Genomic DNA, 19,398 nt, shown 5'->3' with positions numbered 1-19,398 from the left:
GACCGGGTGTTTATTTCGTCATATGCTTATGCGGTTGAGGATTGAGCGGCGAAATCAGAGGCCGAAGGCTTCGCGAAGGTCGCTGCCCTTGTTTTCGCGCATATCAAGGTCGGCCTCGATATGGTCGATGTGGTGGATCATCAGATGGCAGGCGCGGTCGAGATCGCCATTCTCGATCGCGGTGACGATGTCGTGATGTTCCTGATGGCCGCAGCTTGAAATGGCCGACTGGCCGTAGAGGGCGATGACCAGCGAGGAGCGGGCGACAAGCTCATCCATGAAACGCTGCATGACGGCATTGCCGGTCATCGAGGCGAGCATCAGGTGGAAATCGCCGGAGGCCTTGATCTCGGCGCGGCGGGCCGTCTGGCCGCGCTCTGCCATAAGCCGGCCTTCTTCCATCAGCAGCTGCCGCAGGTGCTGGAGATGCGAGGGCCCCATGTGTTTTGCGGCTTCGCGCAGAATGCCCGGCTCGATTAGACGCCGCGTGGCAAAGATCTGCCTGGCCTCTTCGGGCGAGGGGTAGGCCACGAAGGCGCCGCGATTTTTCTCGACATTGACGAGGCCCTCATAGGCGAGCGCCTGCAGGGCGGCGCGTACGAGGGTGCGGCTGACGTTGAACAGCGCGCCGACATCGGCCTCCGACAGCTTGGTACCCGGCGCCAGACGGCGATCGACGATCGCATCCCGGATGGAATCGCGGATAGATTGCGTGCTGATATCGATCTGATCGTCGGCGGGAACTGCTGCGGTTTTCATCAAGGCTCATTTCCGGGTTATGCACCGCATACTATCGTGGTTTTTGTACAAAGTGAATCGAGATTTTGTCGCCACACAAATGGTCAAATTGTATACGATTTTTTGCGCATATTGCAGACAAACGCATATATTTTAAGCAAATCCTAACGTGCAAAAAAACGCGGCATTTCTGCATGCCTCTAGATAGTTGATATATTTCAATAGTTTATAACTTACTGTCCGGTTTGGCACGCAAGATGCATTGCCTACGCCGTCACAGGAGAGACTGGATGTCCAAAGCGGCTGAAATCGATATCGTATCCGTTTCCAAGATTTATGGCAGCACGACTGCCGTGCATTCCATCAGCCTGAAAATACCCTCCGGCAGCTACTGCTGTTTCCTCGGGCCCTCCGGTTGCGGCAAGACATCGACACTCAGGATGATTGCCGGGCACGAAAGCATCTCCGCGGGCGATATCCGTCTCGGCAATACAGTCGTCACCGATCTGCCGCCGGCGAAGCGTGGCACGGCGATGATGTTCCAGTCCTATGCGCTGTTTCCGCATCTCGATCTCGTCGACAATGTTGCCTTCAGCCTGAAGATGAAGGGTGTCGACAAAGAGGAACGCCGCGCCAAGGCGCTGGAAATGCTCAAGCTGATGCAGATGGAGCCCTATGCCCACCGGCGTCCGGCGCAGCTATCGGGCGGCCAGCAGCAGCGCGTGGCGCTTGCCCGCGCGCTGATCACCGACCCGGAGGCGCTGCTTCTCGACGAGCCGCTGTCGGCGCTCGATCCCTTCCTGAAGATCCGCATGCGGGCGGAACTGAAGAAGCTGCAGAAAAGCCTCGGCATCACCTTCGTCCACGTCACCCATAGCCAGGAAGAGGCGATGGCGCTGGCCGATGTCATCGTCATCATGAATGATGGGCGCATCGAGCAGGCGGCATCACCGCGGGACGTATTTGAGCGCCCGGCAACCGCCTTCGTCGCCCGCTTCATGGGTGATCACAACGTTCTGACCGGCCGGGTCGTCGAAAGCGGCGATGGCAAGGTGACGCTGGAGGTCGCCGAGGGGCAGAAATTCACCGTCGCGGGTCCAGCCCAGGTAGCCGGCTCGCCCATCGATATCGGCGTTCGCACGGACCGGGTCCGGCTCGCTGCGCCATCCGAAAAGACGCTCGGTTTCCACGGGGTGGTGTCGAATGTCGAATATCGCGGGGCGTCCGTGAAGATCACCGTTCTCGGCGCCGGCAGCGACGATTTCACCGTCATTGCCACTGATGCCGACTATTTCAAGACACCGGTGGCGGTCGGCGATGCCGTGCCGCTGAGCTGGGGCCTCGAGGATGCGGTGCTTCTTGGCCGCGTGGCTGCCTAATCCTTTATCAACATCAAAAAGAGGGAACTGAAATGACGACTGAAAACAAGACACCTAAGGGAATTTCAAGACGCGGCCTGTTGAAGACCGGTGCCGCGGCAACCGGTGCCGTGATCGGCTCCGGTCTGATCACCGGCTTCCCGACGATCTGGGCGCAGAACCCGATCACGCTGCGCCAGTTCGGCACCGGAGTCTCGAACATCAACGCGATCGCCGAGAAGTGCAAGGCCGACCTCGGCATCACCCTGGAGATGACGGCGACCGATTCCGACGCCGCCGCCCAGCGCGCCGTGACGCAGCCGGACAGCTACGACATCGCCGACATCGAATACTGGATCCTCAAGAAGGTGTTTCCGGCCGGCGTCATCCAGCCGATGGATATCAAGAAGCTGAAATATTACGACAAGATCGTGCCGCTGTTCAAAACCGGCAAGCTCACGCCCGACAGCGTCATCGCGCAAGGCACCGCACCGCACACTGTCGGTTTCGTCGAAGCGCCGGGCGAAAAGACCTTTGCCAAGGGTGAGACGCAGTGGTTCACCATGGTTCCGACCATCTACAACGCCGATACGCTCGGCATTCGTCCGGATCTCGTCGGTCGCGAAATCACCACGTGGGCCGACATCATGGATCCGGCCTTCAAGGGCAAGACGTCGATCCTCAACATCCCGTCGATCGGCATCATGGACGCCGCGATGATCATGGAAGCCATGGGCAACATCAAATATGCCGACAAGGGCAACATGACCAAGGAAGAGATCGACGCGACGATCGACTTCCTGATCAAGGCCAAGCAGGACGGCCAGTTCCGCGCTTTCTGGAAGTCGTTCGACGAGTCGGTCAACCTGATGGCTTCGGGCGAAGTCGTGATCCAGTCGATGTGGTCGCCGGCCGTCGCTGCCGTCCGCTCGAAGGGCATCGCCTGCAAGTATCAGCCGCTCAAGGAAGGCTACCGTTCGTGGGGCGGCGGTCTCGGACTTGCTGCGCACCTCAGCGGTGCACAGCTCGACGCTGCCTATGAATATATCAACTGGTACACGTCCGGCTGGGTCGGCGGCTACCTCAACCGGCAGGGCTACTATTCCGCCGCCATGGACACCGCCAAGGAATTCATGTCGGCCGACGAGTGGGGCTACTGGATCGAGGGCAAGCCGGCTCAGGGCGATATCCTGTCGCCCGAAGGCAAGGTCATGGAGAAGGCAGGCGCAGTGCGCGACGGCGGCTCGTTCGTGGAGCGCATGGGCAAGGTCGCGTGCTGGAATTCGGTGATGGACGAGGACCGCTATATGGTCAAGCGCTGGAACGAGTTCATCGCTGCTTAAGGGAACTGCCCCTCACGCTGGCCCTCTCCGCGGTAAACGGGGAGAGGGGACGATGGAGGCTGCCGCAACTCCCTTCTCCCCGCTCGCGGGGAGAAGGTGCCCGACAGGGCGGGAGAGGGGCATCCTCCGCATCAATGACCGTTCGGACATGAACCGGAGACCGACACGTGACAGCAACCATCACGGAAGAGCACCCGCAGATCGAAGCGCCCGCCAGGCTGGCGCTCATTGCAAGCATCGGCAGGATCGCAGCCTGTGTCGCCTCCTATCTGCAGGCCGCTCCGCTGGCGCTGATCCTCGGTTTCTTCTTCCTGCTGCCGATCCTGATGATCGCCGTCGTCAGTTTCTGGGATTACGACTTCGCCGGGCTCTATCCCGATTTCCTGACGATGAACTACACCGATACGCTCGGTTCCTGGGTCACCTGGAAAACCTACCTGAACACGCTGAAATATACGGCGCTGGTCTGGGGACTGACCCTGGTGATCGGTTTCTGGGTCGCCTATTTCCTCGCCTTCCACATCCGCACGACGACGATGCAGATGGTGCTGTTCCTCGTCTGCACCGTGCCGTTCCTCACCTCCAACATCATCCGGATGATCTCCTGGATCCCGGTGCTCGGTCGCAACGGTCTCGTCAATTCGACGCTGATCGAGATGGGCCTCATTCCAGCGCCGATCGAATGGCTGCTCTATTCCGATTTCGCCGTGGTGCTCGCCATGGTGCATCTCAACACGCTGTTCATGGTGACGCCGATCTTCAACACCCTGATGCGCATCGACAAGTCGCTGATCGAGGCGGCGCGGGACGCCGGAGCGAACGGCCGGCAGATTCTCTGGAACGTCATCCTGCCTCTGGCAAAACCCGGCATCGCGATCGGCTCGATCTTTGTCGTGACGCTGGTCATGGCGGATTTCTCGACGGTGCAGGTGATGTCCGGCGGGCAGAGCGCGTCCGTGGCGCTGATGATGAAGAACCAGATGTCGCTCTTGCAATATCCGGCCGCCGCCGCCAACGCCGTCGTTCTGCTGATCGTCGTGCTTCTGATGGTCGCCGCCATCTTGCGCGTCGTCGACATCCGCAAGGAGCTTTGAGCCATGTCCCATGAAAAGCGCACGCTGGAATTCTACGTGCTGGCGGTCTTTTTCGCCGTGTTCGTGCTTTTCCTCTATGGACCGCTTTCAGCTGTTCTGATCCTGTCCTTCCAGGGGCCGGACGGGGGGCTCACCTTTCCGCTCAACGGCGTTTCGGTGCACTGGTTCTACAACCTTTTCGAACAGCAAGCGGTCGGCGATTTCGGGGCATCCTTCAAGCGGTCCTTCTCGCTCGGGCTGATGGTCATGGTGGTCAACGTGCTCGTTTCGCTGCTCGCCGGTCTGGCCTTCCGCCGCAAGTTCAAAGGCTCGACGGTGCTGTTCTACCTGGCGGTCGCAAGCCTTGTCGTGCCGTCGATCATCATCTCGCTCGGGATCGGCGTCGTCTTCCAGCAACTCGGCCTCAAGCCGGCCTGGTATTCGTCGGCCTTCGGTGCGCACCTCACCTGGACGCTGCCCTTCGGCGTGCTGATCATGTTTGCCGTGTTCAACCGTTTCTCGCCGTCCTACGAGGAAGCCGCCCGCGATCTCGGGGCGACGTCCTGGCAGACGTTCCGGCATGTGCTTTTGCCGATGATCGCGCCGAGCCTGATCGGCGTCGGCCTGTTCGGCTTCACGCTCTCCTACGATGAATTCGCCCGCACGCTGATGACATCCGGCACCTACAATACGCTGCCGCTTGAAATCTACGGCATGACGACCAACGTGACGACGCCGGTGCTCTATGCGCTCGGCACGGTCACGACGCTGTTTTCCTTCACAATCATCCTCCTGGCGCTCGCGATCATCTTGGTGATGCGCCGCAGGCAAGCGAAACTGGTCTGATCCCGCATGCGCATTCTTGTCGTCAACCCGAACACCACCCGCTCCATGACGGAAAAGGCGGCGGAAGCCGCCCGCGCCGTCGCCGGACCCGGGACCGAAATCATCGCGGCCACGTCGCAGATGGGCCCGGCCTCTATCGAAGGCCACTACGATGGCGCGCTCGCCCTGCCCGGTTTGCTGGCGGAGATCAAAAAAGCCGATGCCACCGGTGCGCAGGCGGCGGTGATTGCCTGCTTCGACGATACCGGACTTGATGCCGCCCGCTCCCTGGCCGGCTTCCCCGTGCTGGGGCTCTGCGAATCGGCGCTGGTGACAGCGGGGTTTCTCGCCCAGCGCTTTACCGTCGTGACGACGCTGGAGCGCTCGCGGGTGCTGCTCGAGAATCTCTCACGCCACTATGGCTTCGGCGGTCGGGCGAAGGTCCGTGCGGCGGACATCCCGGTGCTGGAACTGGAGGATCCGGCGTCCGGTGCGCTCGGCAAGCTGCGTCGCCAGATCGAAATGGCGCTTGTCGAAGACGGCGCCGAAGCCATCGTGCTCGGCTGTGCCGGCATGGCCGATCTCGCCTACAGCCTGCAGGAGGAATACGGGGTGCCCGTCATCGACGGGGTTTCGGCGGCAGTCAAGCAGGCCGAGGCGCTGATTGCGCAGCGGCTGACGACGAGCAAGCGCGGGTCCTATGCGACGCCGCTCGCCAAGGTGTATGCGGGGGCGATGGGGGCGTTTGCCCCAGCCGCGGTTTGATCTTCCCTTTGAGCGAGACGTCAGGAAGTGATAGAGCGGGTAAACGTCCCCGTTTGAGGCGCCGCGGCTGCGTCTGAGGCAGCGGAAGGCGACAAGTCCAGATCCTGAACGCGACCGGCGAGCCCATTGGTGAGTGAATTCGATACAGATGTAATCGTCGTCGGGGCCGGCTTTACCGGCCTTTCGGCGGCGGATGCGCTCGTTGCCACGGGGCTCGATGTCATCGTCCTCGAAGCGAGGGATCGTGTCGGGGGACGCGTGGAGTCGGCGGCTTTTTCGGATGGTGTGCGGGTCGACACGGGCGGTCAGTTCATCTGCGACGAGATGCCGGAAATCATGGCCCTGACGCGCCGGTTCGGCAAAGTGCTTGCCGAAACGCCCATGGAGGGCGCCTTCCTGATACAATGGGATTCCCAATCCACGGAAACCGGTTTCACTTTTGCGGAATCGAGCCGTATCCGGGCGCGGGCAAACAGGATCGACCCGCACGATCCGATTATCGCCGGCCTGACGGCGGAGGCGTGGCTTGCCCGGCAGAGCGATCCGCCGGATGTCAAGGCGGGCTATCAGGCGATGGTCGAGGGGCTCTGGTGCCGCCCGATCGGCGAAATTCCGCTCTGGTACCTCATCGACAATGATCGGCGCACCACCAGCAATGGCAACGAGCTGCAATATTTCGTCGAAGGGACGATACATGCCGTGGCCGAGGCCCTGGCGGCGACGCTTGGTCCCCGCTTGCAGCTCGACACGGACGTCACGCATATTGCGAGAAGGGATCTATCGGTAACGGTCGCCACCGGCAATCGTGGCGTGCTCAAGGCCCGGCAGATCATCGTTGCCGCCCCGCCGGTGATGGCTTCGCGGATCGCCCACGAGCCAGCTCTGCCGCAGCCGCTGATAGATGCGCTCGGTGCCTGGAAAAGCGGCACCGTCATCAAGATGTTCGTGCGATACGAACGGCCTTTCTGGCGCGATCGTGGATTGAGCGGCATGGTGATGTGGCGCGATGTCCTTGGTCTTTTCGCCTGCGACGTCAGCAGTGATCGCGCGGCGGCGCTCGTCGTGTTCGTCGGAGGGCCACTGGCTGCGCAATGGAGCGGCAAGGGGGCTGGGTTCATCCGGTCCGAAATCATCCGCCGGCTGGTCGTGGCGCTGGGCAGCGAGGGCGGAGACTATACGGATTTTCGGATGCGCGACTGGGTCGATGATCGCTGGAGCGGGGGCGGTTATAGCGATGTCATCACCGATGTGTCAGCCTACGCCGCCGAAGCGATTATCCGGGCCGGTGCGCCGCCCGTCCATTTTGCCGCCTCGGAACTGGCCTCGTCCTTTCCGGCCTACATCGAAGGTGCGATTGTTGCCGGTCGCGAGGCCGCCTTGCAGGTGATGGCGGCATTGAAATCACAAGTCCAAATGGCAGAAGCCACCGGTCCATTGGGGGGATGACCTCCGGACAGGCGACGATCGGACTTTAAACTGCCTACCGGTCCAGTTCGGGATAGACACGATCAAGGAGGCGGGGGCGCAGTTTCTCGCCGATCAGACAATCGGTGGCAGGGCCGACCTGGACCGGAACCACCTGTTCCACCGGTTGCCGGTGGCTCACCTCCATCACCAGTTTTTGCCGGATCGCCACGGCGAAATCCTCCGATCGGCGAACGGGCAGCACGAAGGAACCTGGGCCGCCGATGACGCAGTCCGCATAATACCGGTCCAGCGAGCCGGCGCTGCCGGACGGGCGGATGATGATGGCAAGGCCATTGATGACTGTGCCGCTCGCGACCGCTGCATCGCGGGCCGGGTCGACCGGCGGGCCGAGATTGTTCGGGCCGTCGCCGGACACGTCGATCACCCGACGCGTGGCATCATAGGGGATGGTGGCGATGAGTTTCGAGGCAAACGCGATGGCGTTGGAAATCGATGTGCCGCGTCGCGTGTAAACCGGCCGGGCGGCGATCCGATCGGCGAACGCTGCGGCGTCCTCCGCGTCATCGATCAACTGCCATTCGACCAGCGACGTTTCGTTGACGCTGCCGGCCCACTCGAAATAGCTCATGGCGATGCGGCCATTGAGGCCCGCGGTTACAGCATTGATGAATTCCGCATGGCGCAGCGCTTCCACATATCCCATGCGCTGCACGCGCGCTTCCTCGATATCCATGGAACCGGACATGTCGACGGCGAGGACGAGCGCGACATCGACCTGGTTGTTGCTGGCGGCCGGAGTGAGGGCGGCCGCGCCCGTGAGACTGAGAAGCATCGCGAGTGTTGTGAACATCATGTCATCCAATCACTGCTGCCGGTCGCAAGAGCAAAAAGTGTAGCACAGGTCGTTCGTTAGGCGATTCTTTCGCACATTGGCGAATTCAACAATCGGTGATTTGCCCAAGCGGCAGCCTTGTGGTGAAACTTGCGGTTGATTGGAGTGCTTGATGAAATGCTTTTGAAAAATGACACGGACGCGGTCCTTCTCGACCGGTTGCAGCAAGCGGCGTTCGGTTACTTCCTTGAATATGCGAATCCGGACAATGGGCTTATCGCCGACACGTCTCTCCCCGGCGTCCCGTCCAGCATCGCGGCGACGGGCTTTGGCCTTTCGGCCTTTCCGGTCGGCGTGGAGAGAGGCTGGATAGGCCGGGCGGATGCCGCGGCCAGGACGCTGGTGACGCTGCGTTTCTTCGCCGAAAGCCGGCAGGGCCGCGACAAGAACGCGACGGGGTACAAGGGCCTCTACTACCACTTTCTCGACATGAGGACCGGCCAGCGGACATGGCGCAGCGAGCTGTCACTGATCGACAGCGCGCTTCTTATTGCCGGCGTGTTGACGGCGGCCGCCTATTTCAACCAGGAAAACGAAGTCGAGGCAGAGATCCGGTCGTGCGCGGCCATGCTCTATGCCCGCGCCAACTGGGCCTGGGCTCTCGACGGCAAAGGGGCGTTCTGGCTCGGCTGGAAGCCGCGCAGCGGCTTTCTGTCCTATCGCTGGGAATCCTACAGCGAAGCGATCGTCCTCTATGTTCTGGCGCTTGCTTCTCCGTCTTACCCGATCGGCAGGGAGAGTTACGATGCCTTCGCCGGGAAATTCGACTGGATGACGGTGGAGGAGAAGCCGTTCCTCTATGCCGGGCCATTGTTCATCCATCTTTTTTCGCATGCCTTTATCGATTTCCGTGGCATTCGCGACGCGGCCGTTGCGGCGAAGGACACAGACTATTTCGAGAACACCCGCCGAGCGATTGCCGTGCAGCGCGACTATGCGATCAGCAATCCCGGCGGTTTTGCCGGCTATGGTGCCGATATGTGGGGGTTGACGTCCTGCGACGGACCCTTGAGGCCGCGCCGGCTGCTGGATGGCCGCCATCAACGGTTTTCCGGTTACGCAGCGCGCGGCGCGCCGCTCGGTCCGGACGACGGCACGATTGCGCCATGGGCACCGCTCGCCTGTCTGCCGTTTGAGCCGAAGGCCGCGATGTCGGCGACGCGCCACATCGTCTCGACCTATCCCGGGGTGATCCGCGATGGACGGTTTCTGGGCAGTTTCAATCCAAGCGTTCCCGGCAAGACCGCCGAAGGCTGGCTCAACAGCCGCAGCGTCGCCCTTGACCAGGGTCTGCTGTTGATGATGATTGAAAATCATCGCACCGGTCTCCTCTGGAACCTGATGCGGGGGTCGCCGGTCATCCGGCGCGGCTTGAAAAGAGCTGGCTTTTCCGGCGGTTGGCTTTAAGATACTCGGGTGGCCGGCATAGAAACGGGCGGCACGCTTTGGACGAGAACGCGAATACCGGCGATTGGCCTGCCTCTCCCCTGATGGAGGATGCGCAAGCGGCCTTGGCCTGGCTTGCGCAGCAGTTTCCGCAGGTGGGAGCCTCTGTTGACGGCGACGAAACGGATTTTTCGCCCGTGGCCGACGCGTGTCGCGAGATCGACGAACTTCTGGACTATCAGGGCCGGTTTGCCGCCGGAATGGATGACCGCACAAAGGGCGCTCATCTGATCGCCTTCTACGGTCATCATCTCAGTCTTGCAGCAGGCGGCATTTTTTTGAGAAGTGGTCTCGTCCCGGATCTCGATCCGAGCAGCCTTGCCATTCGCTTTGAACCATATTCCCGCAAAAACGGGGCGGAAGTCTTCCCGTCCGATTTGCGCCGCCTTCATTTTCGCTTCCGCGATTTTCGCAAAGGCCCCGACAATGCGGCCCTGTTCCATGACGGCTTCATCGCCAACCTTGCGCCGGTCATCGAAACGGTGAGGGCCCACACCGGTCTGTCATCGGTTGCGCAATGGCGGCTGGCTGCCGACGGCATTGCCGGTGCGTTTCTCGAAATAGGGGCAGCGTCGGCGCAGGAGGAGCAGGCGATGGCCTGGGCACTTGCGATCGTTAACACGGAAGGTTCGCCGCTGAAGTCGGGCGCCCTGCGTTATCAAAACATCGCCGCAATCGTGGATGGCGTGCCGGTGGAGCGCGTTTTTCGCCTGCGAAGCGGTTGCTGCCTGTATTACCGGACGGATGGCGGAACATTCTGCGATGTCTGCGTCCTTCTCGACGAGGAGACGCAAAAAAGCCGCCTGCGCGCTCATCTCGAAGGCGCAGGCGGCTGAGATCCGCAAGCCGGCTCGTTATGCCGATTTCAGGAAGCGGTCGTTGATATAACCCGAGACAAGGCCGAGCACGATCCACGAGGCGAGCGCGGTTGCCAGCGCGGCGACCGCGAACTCGGCGCCGAGAACGGCCGGAACGGGGCTCGAAATATCCGCAGGCTGCGGCGCGCCATAGATATGCGGCGCGGCCAGCGCGGCAAGGCCGGCGATTTTCGCAAGGATTTCGGGGCGCAGCACAAGCAGATACAGGCCGGCTCCGGAGAGCAGGACTGTCGCCACCCACCATATCTGCCGGTCATGCAGGTCGGCGGCCGGAAATCCGGGCAATTCCGGCGGCAGGCCGACGGCGGGCAGCATGTGGATGGCCAGCCAACCGCAGGCGCCCCAGAGCACGCCGTTGCGTAGCGTGATGGGATAACCGATCAGCAAACTGATGCCGGTCAGCAGCAGGCTGAACCCTGTGCCGGTTACTAGGTTGGCAAGCAGGGTGCCTGAAAACCGGCTCATGCCGAACATGATGCCGCCTTCGTCTTCATGCTCACCCTCATGGGCGTAGGCCGGAGTGATCGGCGAAAATGCCGCAAGTATATCGCCAATCGTTGCTGGCTGCTCGAGCGACGAGTGCTGCTGCCCCTCGGTGGCGGCGGGCTGTTCCGTCGCGGGCTCCTTGGCCTCATATTCTTCGGCATGAAGGATGATCGGTACGACCCGCGCAGACTGCGCCACGGTCGTGAAGACACCCGCAATCAGTCCGGCCACCAAGGCGGCCAGAAGCGTTTTGACAATCATTTTGATACCCCCAGGTTCAAGCGGAGCGGATGCTCGTCAACGCTCTCCGGCTTGCTGTGTTTGAAATCCCCACGGCAAATGCCGCCCGGTGCCGCAGCACGGGCGCATTTACCGTCAATGCATGGTTTCCACGGAAACCAGCGATCCGTTGTCAGAGTGAATGCGAAAAGCGCAGGGCTTCTCACACCTGCCGATCAATGGCAGGGGAAACCGTAGGAGTGGCGAACGTCGTGCGCGGTATCATGCAGCACGGCGGAATTCGCGAGACCCGCGCCGAAAACCAGGAAACTGCCGATCAGAAGGGCAAGGATGCCGGCAGTGATGCGGTCGTTGAGGGAGAGCGAAACGCTCGAAACTGTAGTCGTAGCCATGACAACCTCCGTGATGGCGTGTGGGAAATGTCCCACCAATTGGGCACCATGCCCTTCATCAACCGGCAGGTTTCCTGGCTCGCGGCGTCAGGTGCTCGGCACCAGTGAGACTGTCTCGCCTTCCCAAGGTGCGGGCCTAAGACCCGCCGCCGCAGTGGCTTTTGCCGGATCGACCGGCATGACAAACTCTGACCGCTCTACAGTCGCGGGGTCGGCCGTGATTGAAATGCCCAGTTTGGGTCCATCCGTCACGTTCCCATTTACTCCCCGGAAGCGTTCGCTTCCAAGGGAACCAATTGACAGACGATGATTATGACGTCGCTCGGTCGATGTCAATTCGACGATGCGACCTGCGATGCCGCTTTGCCGTCACGGTTGCAGAAGTTCGCTTGCACATGTATCTTTGCAGGTTAAGCAAAAATTGCACGGGGTACGACTATCTGTCATCAAATAACACTGAATGGTTGATTGTATTGCGGATTACATTTCGCATTATTGTGTGACAATATTTCTTTAGGAACCTTGCGGCAGAATGCCGCGCACGTCTTATGCAAAGAATCATTCACAGAGAAACCAATGAAGGCGGCGAGGTCCGAACAGGAATTTCAGAATATTCTTCGGAGGCTGGAGCTCGCGCTTGACGCCTCCCGGATCGGCGTATGGGAACACGATACGCAGAAGGACGAAGTCGTCTGGGACAGGCAGATGCACCGGCTCTATGGAACCGGCAAGACGAGCAAGCGCGTCAAGGCGGCGTTGTGGGCCAAGGCGGTCCATCCGGATGACCGGGAGCAGGCCGAGGCGGATTTCAACTTCGCCATCAAGGGCAAAGGTGGCTACGCGTCCGAGTATCGCATTGTTCTGCCGGACGGCAAAATTCGCTATCTCCGCTCCCGGGCGCATTGCTTCGAGCAAGACGGAAATATTACCTTCATCGGCGTGGAATGGGACGTGACCGCGGATGTCATGCTCAATCGGGAGCTGCAGCGGCAAAAGGCCATTGCCGAGAAACGCGCCGTTGCTCTCGAGGCGAGCGCCCGGCGGATCGAATACACGGCCGAACACGACTACCTGACCGGGCTGCCGAACCGCAGCTTCTTCGATCGCCGTTTGGCGGAACTTGCGGAGGATGCAGGGCTGGAAAAGCTCGCCATCCTTCACATCGGCCTCGACCGGTTCAAGCAGATCAACGACACGGCGGGGCATTCGGTGGGCGATGATGTGCTGAAATCGGCCGCCAGCCGGATTGTCGCCGCATTACCGACCAACGCCTTCGTCGCGCGCATCGGCGGCGACGAATTTGCGGCGCTGATCGCCAATTTCAACTCCATCGAGGATTTGAAGACCGTTGCCGAGCGGCTCGCCCAGCAACTGAAGCAATCGATATGGCACAATGACGAAGTGCTGCGCGCAGGCGCATCCATCGGACTGGCTTCCGCCAGCGGCAAGCATGTCGCCAGCCTGCTCACCGAGGCCGATATTGCCTTGCACCGCGCCAAGAAACTAGGTCGGGGCAGGGTGGAGCTTTTCTCGGCACAGCTCAAGGCGCAGCTCAACAACGAGCGTCGCGTCGCCAAGCAATTTGCGCGCGGACTGGAGAAGGGAGAGTTTGTTCCCTTTTACCAGGCGCAGGTCGATGCGCGCACCCGCCGCATCGTCGGCCTGGAGGCCTTGGCGCGGTGGCGCCATCCGAAACGCGGGCTGCTGTTGCCGGGAGAATTCATCTCCGTCGCGGGAGGCCTTGGCATGCTGGACGACCTCGACGCCGCTATTCTCAAGGCGGCATTGAAGGACCGGCGAGCCTGGATGCGTCAGGGCGTGCGCGTTCCGCGGATAGCGGTGAATGTTTCGGCGGCGCGGTTGTCCGATCCGCTGTTGATCGACGAGCTTCAGCAGATGGATGTCGAGCCGGAGACATTGTCTTTCGAATTGCTGGAGACGATCTTCCTTGACGATAGCGAGGAGGGGGTGCTTTCGAATGTTGCTGCGCTCAAGCAGATGGGCATAGACATCGAGATCGATGACTTCGGTTCTGGACACGCCTCGATCATCGGGCTGACGAAGGTGAGGCCGCGGCGGCTGAAAATCGACCGGCGGCTGGTCTTTCCGATTACCACCTCGCGCGAACAGAAGCGGCTGTTGCGCTCAATCGTCGATATCGCAAAGGCGCTCGACATCGAAGTGGTCGCCGAAGGGGTGGAGACGCAGGAGCACGCCAAGCTTTCGACGCGGCTGGGCTGCGATGTCCTGCAGGGTTACGCGATCGCCTATCCGGTCTCCGGCCCCGATATGCTGGCCCAGTTGTTAAAAACGCAGAACACCGAACTTGCCGTCCAGCTTTGATGGATTTCTGCAGGCAGCGCTTCCTGCAGTTTCAGCTAAAGCGTCGTTGCGCGTCATGTCTGACGCGCGGCGCTGCAGGAAGCCAGCAGATCCTGCATGACGCCGATGATGCGTCTGTGCTGATGCGCGTGTCGTGTGCGGATGCTCGTTGCCGCATAGACGGCCTGCGGAATGGGCGGCGCATCCTCTATCGGAAAGGCTGCGCCTTCCCTGGCAAGCTCAGCCGCGGTGCTGCTCATGACGTAGGCGGCGCCGCCCAGCGTCTTTAGCAGATCCATGATAGCGATGTTCTGTCCCGAAGCCAGCGGCGCCGCTGACAGATGCGGCAAAGCCAGCCTGTGCGCCCGGTCGAAGGCGGGTGAATAGACCGCCTGGATATAGGTCTCGGACTGCAGTTCACCGACTGTCCGCGCCGTGGTGCTGACCAGTCTGTAAATCATTTCGCCGATGCGTTCATAGTGCAGGTCGGGCAGGTAGTGTGGGGTATAGAGGATGGCGAGATCGAGATCGCCGGCCGCCAGGTCGCGGTTCATCTGGTTGGAATAATCCGCTTCCATGTAGATCGATGTTGCCGGCAGGTCGGCGCGGACCGCGTAAAGCCAGCGGCCGGCAAAGACCTCGGCGAGATCGTGTTGTATGCCGAGGCGCATGGAGCGCTCATAGGCGCCGGCATTTTCCACTGCCCGCGTCGCCTCGTGCCATTGATGCTGCAGGGCTTTTGCGTGGTCGAGGAAACGCAGGCCGGATGACGTTGGCGTTGTACCGCCCTTGTTGCGGGTGAAGAGCTTGCGGTTGAACTGCGCCTCCAGCGCCTTGACGCGGTGGGAGACGGTGGATTGCGTGATGTTCAGCCGCTCCGCCGTGCGATTGAAGCTGCGCGTCTCCATCAGGTCGAGGAAGGTTTCGATGAGGTCGATCTGCATGCGGCGGTTTCCGGTGTTTGGGTGAAAACCCCTCCCCAACCCTCCCCACAAGGGGAGGGAGCGACCCTGCTCCGTCTCGCCCTCTGTGACTTCATGCAAAGGGCGGACGGCATTCTCGGTAAACTCCCTCCCCCTTGTGGGGAGGGTTGGGGAGGGGGTGCTTCATCCGCAATCTAATCGAATTCTTCGATCAATAAAGCGAATTCCGGCTGCTTGATGATGAGCGGGTTCCTCGCCAAAACTCTTGTGAAACAAGGGAGCTGCCATGTCGAATCTGCCGTCTCACGCGCGTGTCGTGATTATTGGGGGAGGTGTCGTCGGCGCTTCCGCGCTCTACCATTTGGCCAAGACGGGCTGGACGGACTGCGTGCTTCTGGAAAAGAACGAATTGACGGCAGGCTCGACCTGGCATGCCGCCGGCAATGTGCCGACGTTTTCGTCCTCCTGGTCGATCATGAACATGCAGCGCTATTCAGCCTCGCTCTATCGCGCATTGGGTGCTCAGGTCGGCTACCCGATGAACTACCATGTGACCGGCTCCATCCGGCTCGGTCATTCGAAGCAGCGGCTGCAGGAGTTCAAGCGTGTCGTCGGCATGGGGCGCTACCAGGGCATGGACCTCGACATCCTGTCGCCCGATGAGATCAACGCAAAATACCCTTTTGTCGAGACGCATGACCTCACCGGTGCGCTCTACGATCCCTATGACGGCGACATCGATCCGGCGCAGCTGACGCAGGCCCTGGCAAAGGGCGCGCGCGACATGGGCGCGAAGATTTTTCGGTTCTGTCCCGCCACCGGCGCTCGCCGGGAAAACGATGAATGGATCATTTCCACGCCGCAAGGCGAGATCCGCTGCGAATATGTCGTCAATGCCACCGGCTACTATGCCCGCGAGGTCGGCAAATGGTTCGGCCGCGACGTGCCGATGATGGTGATGAGCCATCAGTACATGCTGTTTGAGGAAATTCCGGAGCTGGCGGCTTGGTCGAAGGAGGTGGGCCACAAGCTGCCGCTTTTGCGCGACGTCGACAGCTCCTATTACCTGCGCCAGGAAAAGACCGGGATGAATCTCGGGCCCTACGAGAAGAACTGCAAGGCGCATTGGGTGACGCCGGACGATCCGATGCCGGAGGATTTCTCGTTCCAGCTTTTCCCCGACGATCTTGAGCGGCTGGAATGGTATCTGAACGACGCCGTCGAGCGCGTGCCGATCCTCGGTACAGCCGGCCTGTCGCGCATGATCAACGGGCCGATCCCCTACGCGCCGGATGGAAACCCGCTGATCGGGCCGATGCCGGGCGTGCCGAACGCGTTTGAGGCCTGCGTCTTCACCTTCGGTATCTGCCAGGCGGGCGGTGCCGGCAAGGTGCTCGCCGAATGGGTGACCGAAGGGCAAACGGAGTGGGATATGTGGTCCTGTGACCCGCGCCGCTATACGCGCTTTGCCTCGGACCGGGACTACTGCATTGCCAAGGGCATGGAGGTCTATGGCCACGAATATGCGATGCATTTCCCGAAACATGCCTGGCCTGCCGGTCGCAACAGGAAACTCTCGCCGATCCACGACCGGATCGCGGCGCTTGGTGCGCAGTTCAAGCCCTATAACGGCTGGGAGCGCGCCAACTGGTACGCCAAGCCGGGTGACGATACGTCGGAAGAATCAACGCAGACCTGGAACCGGGCGGGGCCTTGGCAGAAGCGAATCGAGGAGGAATGCCTGGCCGTGCGGGACGCTGCAGGCATTCTCGATCTGCCGGGCTTTTCCCGCTACCGGTTAAAGGGCGAGGGCGCGCGCCACTGGTTGCTGGGGCTCATCACCGGCAAGGTGCCGAGACCCGGTCGCATCGGCCTTGCCTATTTTGCCGACGACAAGGGCCGCATCGTCACGGAAATGTCGGTGATGGCGTTGGAGGACGATTTCTTCTTCCTGATCACGGCGGCGACGGCGCAGTGGCACGATTTTGAGTGGTTGCAGAAGCATCTGCCGAAGGACGCGGCGTTTGCGCTGGACGATGTGACGGAAAACTTCGCCTGCCAGATCCTGTCCGGACCGAAATCGCGCGCCATCCTCGCCGAAGTCACGGACGCCGATCTCTCCAAGCCGTGGCTGACGCACCAGTCATGCCAGATCGCCGGCCGCTGGCTGCAGCTGGTGCGCGTTTCCTTCGCCGGAGAGCTTGGCTGGGAACTTCACACGAAGGTGGACGATACGGTCGCCGTCTTCGACGCGGTCTGGGCGGCCGGCCAGAAGCATGGCCTTAAGCCATTCGGCATGGAGGCGCTGGACAGCCTGCGCATCGAGAAGGGCTACCGTGCCTGGAAGGGCGACCTTTCCACCGACTACACCATCCTGCAGGGCGGTCTGGAGCGTTTCGTCGACTGGACAAAGCCCGCGTTCAAGGGCAAGGCGGCGCTGGAGCGGGAGAAGCAGCTGGGTGTCGGCAAGCGCTTTGTGACGCTGGTCGTCGATGCCGGCGAATGCGACGCGCCCTCCATGTCGACGCTCTGGCATGACGGCAAGGTGGTCGGCGAGACGACATCGGGCAACTGGGGCTACCGCGTCGGCAAGTCCGTGGCGCTCGGCATGCTGCGGGCGGATCTGACGCACCCCGGAACCGAGGTCGAGGTCGAAATCTACGGCGACCGCTTCAAGGCAATCGTGCAGCCCGATCAGCCGCTGTTCGACCCCAACAATGAAAGACTGCGCGCATGACGAAGGCCATTCCCTCCAAGGCCCGTGTGGTCATCATCGGCGGCGGCGTCTCCGGCTGTTCGGTCGCCTATCATCTGGCGAAGCTCGGCTGGACCGATGTCGTCCTCCTGGAGCGCAAGCAATTGACCTGCGGCACGACCTGGCATGCGGCCGGCCTGATCGGCCAGCTGCGCGCCTCGCAGAACATGACGCGGCTCGCCAAATATTCGCGCGACCTCTACGTCAAGCTGGAGGCCGAGACCGGTATTGGTACCGGCATGAAGCAGAACGGCTCGATCACCGTGGCGCTGACAGAGGAGCGCCGCGAAGAGATCTACCGTCAGGCCTCGCTTGCCCGCGCCTTCAATGTCGACGTGCGCGAGATCACGCCCGGTGAAGTCAAGGAGATGTATCCGCACCTCAATGTCTCGGACGTCATCGCCGCCGTGCACCTGCCGCTCGACGGGCAATGCGATCCGGCCAATATCGCCATGGCCTTGGCAAAGGGCGCGCGGCGGAACGGCGCCACGGTGATTGAAGGCGTGAAGGTCACGGCTGTCGAGAAGAGGGATGGCAGGGTATCCGGCGTCACCTGCGTGCAGAACGGCGAGACGTTTACGATCGCGACCGAGAACGTCGTCAACGCCGCCGGCATGTGGGGGCGCGAGCTTGCCAATATGTCGGGCGTGACCGTGCCGCTGCATGCCTGCGAGCATTTCTATATCGTCACCGAGCCGGTCGTGGGGCTGAAGTCGCTACCGGTGCTGCGCGTGCCCGATGAATGCGCCTATTACAAGGAAGATGCCGGCAAGATGCTGCTCGGTGCCTTCGAACCGGTGGCCAAGCCCTGGGGCATGGACGGCATCCGCGAGGATTTCTGCTTCGACCAGTTGCCTGAGGATGTCGACCATTTCGCGCCGATCCTCGAAAAGGCGGTCAACCGCATGCCGATGCTGGAAACAGCCGGGATACACACCTTCTTCAACGGCCCGGAGAGCTTTACCCCGGACGATCGCTACTATCTCGGCGAAGCACCCGAACTGAAGGGTTACTGGGTGGCCGCCGGCTACAATTCGATCGGCATCGTCTCCTCCGGCGGCGCCGGCATGGCGCTGGCGCAGTGGATGAACGACGGCGAGCCGCCCTTCGACCTCTGGGAGGTCGATATCCGCCGGGCGCAGCCGTTTCAGAAGAACCGCACTTATCTCAGGGAGCGCGTAACGGAGACGCTCGGCCTGCTCTATGCCGACCACTTCCCCTATCGCCAGATGGCGACGGCGCGCGGTGTGCGCCGCTCGCCGATCCACGAACACCTCAAGGCCCGTGGCGCTGTGTTCGGCGAAGTNTGTGAGGCACACATGAGGAGCGGCGACTGGCGTGTCGGAAGACAGGCCTTTCGTGGTGCCGTCGATGCTGGAGCAATCGGGTAAAAGTCGAGCGCCACCCTGTGCCGAAAAAAGGTGCCGCCATCCCCGCAGAGAAACCGCAGTTGCAGGTAAAAACCACCGAGACGGGGCACGTCGCGTGTCACCTACTATTACTTAACTGAGGCACCCGACGTGCCCCGGCCGAT

15 protein-coding genes, 1 pseudogene and 1 riboswitch are annotated in these 19,398 nt (G+C 61.5%); of the genes and pseudogenes, 11 read left to right on the top strand and 5 right to left on the bottom strand.

Annotated features, from left to right (window positions below; genetic code table 11):
* Positions 1–54: 54 nt before the first annotated feature.
* Positions 55–759: a GntR family transcriptional regulator gene (locus tag A3AY_RS0101005; protein ID WP_018323804.1), complete on the bottom strand. Its 705-nt coding sequence runs from the start codon at positions 757–759 to the stop codon at positions 55–57.
* 269 nt (positions 760–1,028) lie between these two features.
* Here A3AY_RS0101005 and A3AY_RS0101000 point away from each other — a divergent pair, with 269 nt between their 5' ends.
* From A3AY_RS0101000 to A3AY_RS0100975, 6 genes are all read left to right on the top strand, one after another.
* Complete coding sequence (locus A3AY_RS0101000; protein ID WP_018323803.1) at positions 1,029–2,117, top strand: ABC transporter ATP-binding protein; 1,089 nt, start codon at positions 1,029–1,031, stop codon at positions 2,115–2,117.
* Between the two features lie 32 nt (positions 2,118–2,149).
* Positions 2,150–3,439 (top strand): ABC transporter substrate-binding protein, encoded by a 1,290-nt coding sequence (locus A3AY_RS0100995; protein WP_026202989.1) that lies wholly within the window; start codon positions 2,150–2,152, stop codon positions 3,437–3,439.
* Positions 3,440–3,657: 218 nt separating this feature from the next.
* Positions 3,658–4,533, top strand: coding sequence for an ABC transporter permease (locus A3AY_RS0100990; protein WP_051108270.1), 876 nt, complete (start codon positions 3,658–3,660; stop codon positions 4,531–4,533).
* Positions 4,534–4,536: 3 nt separating this feature from the next.
* On the top strand, positions 4,537–5,358 hold the full coding sequence (locus A3AY_RS0100985; protein WP_018323800.1) for an ABC transporter permease: 822 nt from the start codon (positions 4,537–4,539) through the stop codon (positions 5,356–5,358).
* Between the two features lie 6 nt (positions 5,359–5,364).
* On the top strand, positions 5,365–6,102 hold the full coding sequence (locus A3AY_RS0100980; RefSeq protein ID WP_018323799.1) for an aspartate/glutamate racemase family protein: 738 nt from the start codon (positions 5,365–5,367) through the stop codon (positions 6,100–6,102).
* Between the two features lie 129 nt (positions 6,103–6,231).
* Positions 6,232–7,548: a flavin monoamine oxidase family protein gene (locus tag A3AY_RS0100975; RefSeq protein WP_338053377.1), complete on the top strand. Its 1,317-nt coding sequence runs from the start codon at positions 6,232–6,234 to the stop codon at positions 7,546–7,548.
* A gap of 34 nt (positions 7,549–7,582) precedes the next feature.
* On the opposite strand, the gene A3AY_RS0100970 is transcribed toward A3AY_RS0100975, so the two are convergent.
* Positions 7,583–8,380 carry a DUF1194 domain-containing protein gene (locus A3AY_RS0100970; RefSeq protein ID WP_018323797.1) on the bottom strand — a complete coding sequence of 266 codons (798 nt, stop codon included), beginning with the start codon at positions 8,378–8,380 and terminating at the stop codon, positions 7,583–7,585.
* A gap of 159 nt (positions 8,381–8,539) precedes the next feature.
* Between A3AY_RS0100970 and A3AY_RS0100965 the strand changes: the two genes are divergently transcribed.
* Positions 8,540–9,829: a glucoamylase family protein gene (locus tag A3AY_RS0100965; protein ID WP_018323796.1), complete on the top strand. Its 1,290-nt coding sequence runs from the start codon at positions 8,540–8,542 to the stop codon at positions 9,827–9,829.
* Positions 9,830–9,867: 38 nt separating this feature from the next.
* Positions 9,868–10,704, top strand: a complete 837-nt coding sequence (locus A3AY_RS0100960) for a ferric iron reductase (protein WP_234913021.1) — start codon at positions 9,868–9,870, stop codon at positions 10,702–10,704.
* A gap of 18 nt (positions 10,705–10,722) precedes the next feature.
* Here the strand turns inward: A3AY_RS0100960 and A3AY_RS0100955 are convergent, their stop codons facing one another.
* Both A3AY_RS0100955 and A3AY_RS0100950 read right to left on the bottom strand, forming a co-directional pair.
* Positions 10,723–11,493, bottom strand: coding sequence for a CbtA family protein (locus A3AY_RS0100955; RefSeq protein WP_018323794.1), 771 nt, complete (start codon positions 11,491–11,493; stop codon positions 10,723–10,725).
* A gap of 194 nt (positions 11,494–11,687) precedes the next feature.
* Entirely contained in the window at positions 11,688–11,864 is a 177-nt protein-coding gene (locus A3AY_RS0100950) for a CbtB domain-containing protein (RefSeq protein ID WP_018323793.1), read from the bottom strand.
* 47 nt (positions 11,865–11,911) lie between these two features.
* Positions 11,912–12,176: riboswitch (cobalamin riboswitch) on the bottom strand.
* Positions 12,177–12,440: 264 nt separating this feature from the next.
* Here A3AY_RS0100950 and A3AY_RS0100945 point away from each other — a divergent pair.
* On the top strand, positions 12,441–14,207 hold the full coding sequence (locus A3AY_RS0100945) for a bifunctional diguanylate cyclase/phosphodiesterase (protein WP_018323792.1): 1,767 nt from the start codon (positions 12,441–12,443) through the stop codon (positions 14,205–14,207).
* A gap of 53 nt (positions 14,208–14,260) precedes the next feature.
* Here the strand turns inward: A3AY_RS0100945 and A3AY_RS0100940 are convergent, their stop codons facing one another.
* A complete protein-coding gene (locus A3AY_RS0100940; RefSeq protein WP_018323791.1) occupies positions 14,261–15,130 on the bottom strand; it encodes a LysR family transcriptional regulator in 870 nt (289 codons plus the stop codon).
* A gap of 265 nt (positions 15,131–15,395) precedes the next feature.
* Here A3AY_RS0100940 and A3AY_RS0100935 point away from each other — a divergent pair, with 265 nt between their 5' ends.
* Both A3AY_RS0100935 and A3AY_RS34325 read left to right on the top strand, forming a co-directional pair.
* Entirely contained in the window at positions 15,396–17,846 is a 2,451-nt protein-coding gene (locus tag A3AY_RS0100935) for a GcvT family protein (RefSeq protein WP_018323790.1), read from the top strand.
* Positions 17,843–19,168 (top strand): annotated as a pseudogene (locus A3AY_RS34325) (FAD-dependent oxidoreductase); the annotation flags it as partial. The gene A3AY_RS0100935 and the pseudogene A3AY_RS34325, both read left to right, overlap by 4 nt.
* Between the last annotated feature and the right edge of the window lie 230 nt (positions 19,169–19,398).

The sequence above is a fragment of the Rhizobium giardinii bv. giardinii H152 genome (genome assembly GCF_000379605.1).
Taxonomy (GTDB): domain Bacteria; phylum Pseudomonadota; class Alphaproteobacteria; order Rhizobiales; family Rhizobiaceae; genus Pararhizobium; species Pararhizobium giardinii.
This window is presented reverse-complemented; position numbering and strand designations above follow the sequence as displayed.

What these genes read in the sequence shown, in the direction of transcription:
- A3AY_RS0101005 (WP_018323804.1), bottom strand. Translation starts at nt 759, where the DNA reads ATGAAAACCGCAGCAGTTCCCGCCGACGATCAGATCGATATCAGCACG.
- A3AY_RS0101000 (WP_018323803.1), top strand. Translation starts at nt 1,029, where the DNA reads ATGTCCAAAGCGGCTGAAATCGATATCGTATCCGTTTCCAAGATTTAT.
- A3AY_RS0100995 (WP_026202989.1), top strand. Translation starts at nt 2,150, where the DNA reads ATGACGACTGAAAACAAGACACCTAAGGGAATTTCAAGACGCGGCCTG.
- A3AY_RS0100985 (WP_018323800.1), top strand. Translation starts at nt 4,537, where the DNA reads ATGTCCCATGAAAAGCGCACGCTGGAATTCTACGTGCTGGCGGTCTTT.
- A3AY_RS0100980 (WP_018323799.1), top strand. Translation starts at nt 5,365, where the DNA reads ATGCGCATTCTTGTCGTCAACCCGAACACCACCCGCTCCATGACGGAA.
- A3AY_RS0100970 (WP_018323797.1), bottom strand. Translation starts at nt 8,380, where the DNA reads ATGTTCACAACACTCGCGATGCTTCTCAGTCTCACGGGCGCGGCCGCC.
- A3AY_RS0100965 (WP_018323796.1), top strand. Translation starts at nt 8,540, where the DNA reads ATGCTTTTGAAAAATGACACGGACGCGGTCCTTCTCGACCGGTTGCAG.
- A3AY_RS0100955 (WP_018323794.1), bottom strand. Translation starts at nt 11,493, where the DNA reads ATGATTGTCAAAACGCTTCTGGCCGCCTTGGTGGCCGGACTGATTGCG.
- A3AY_RS0100950 (WP_018323793.1), bottom strand. Translation starts at nt 11,864, where the DNA reads ATGGCTACGACTACAGTTTCGAGCGTTTCGCTCTCCCTCAACGACCGC.
- A3AY_RS0100945 (WP_018323792.1), top strand. Translation starts at nt 12,441, where the DNA reads ATGAAGGCGGCGAGGTCCGAACAGGAATTTCAGAATATTCTTCGGAGG.
- A3AY_RS0100940 (WP_018323791.1), bottom strand. Translation starts at nt 15,130, where the DNA reads ATGCAGATCGACCTCATCGAAACCTTCCTCGACCTGATGGAGACGCGC.
- A3AY_RS0100935 (WP_018323790.1), top strand. Translation starts at nt 15,396, where the DNA reads ATGTCGAATCTGCCGTCTCACGCGCGTGTCGTGATTATTGGGGGAGGT.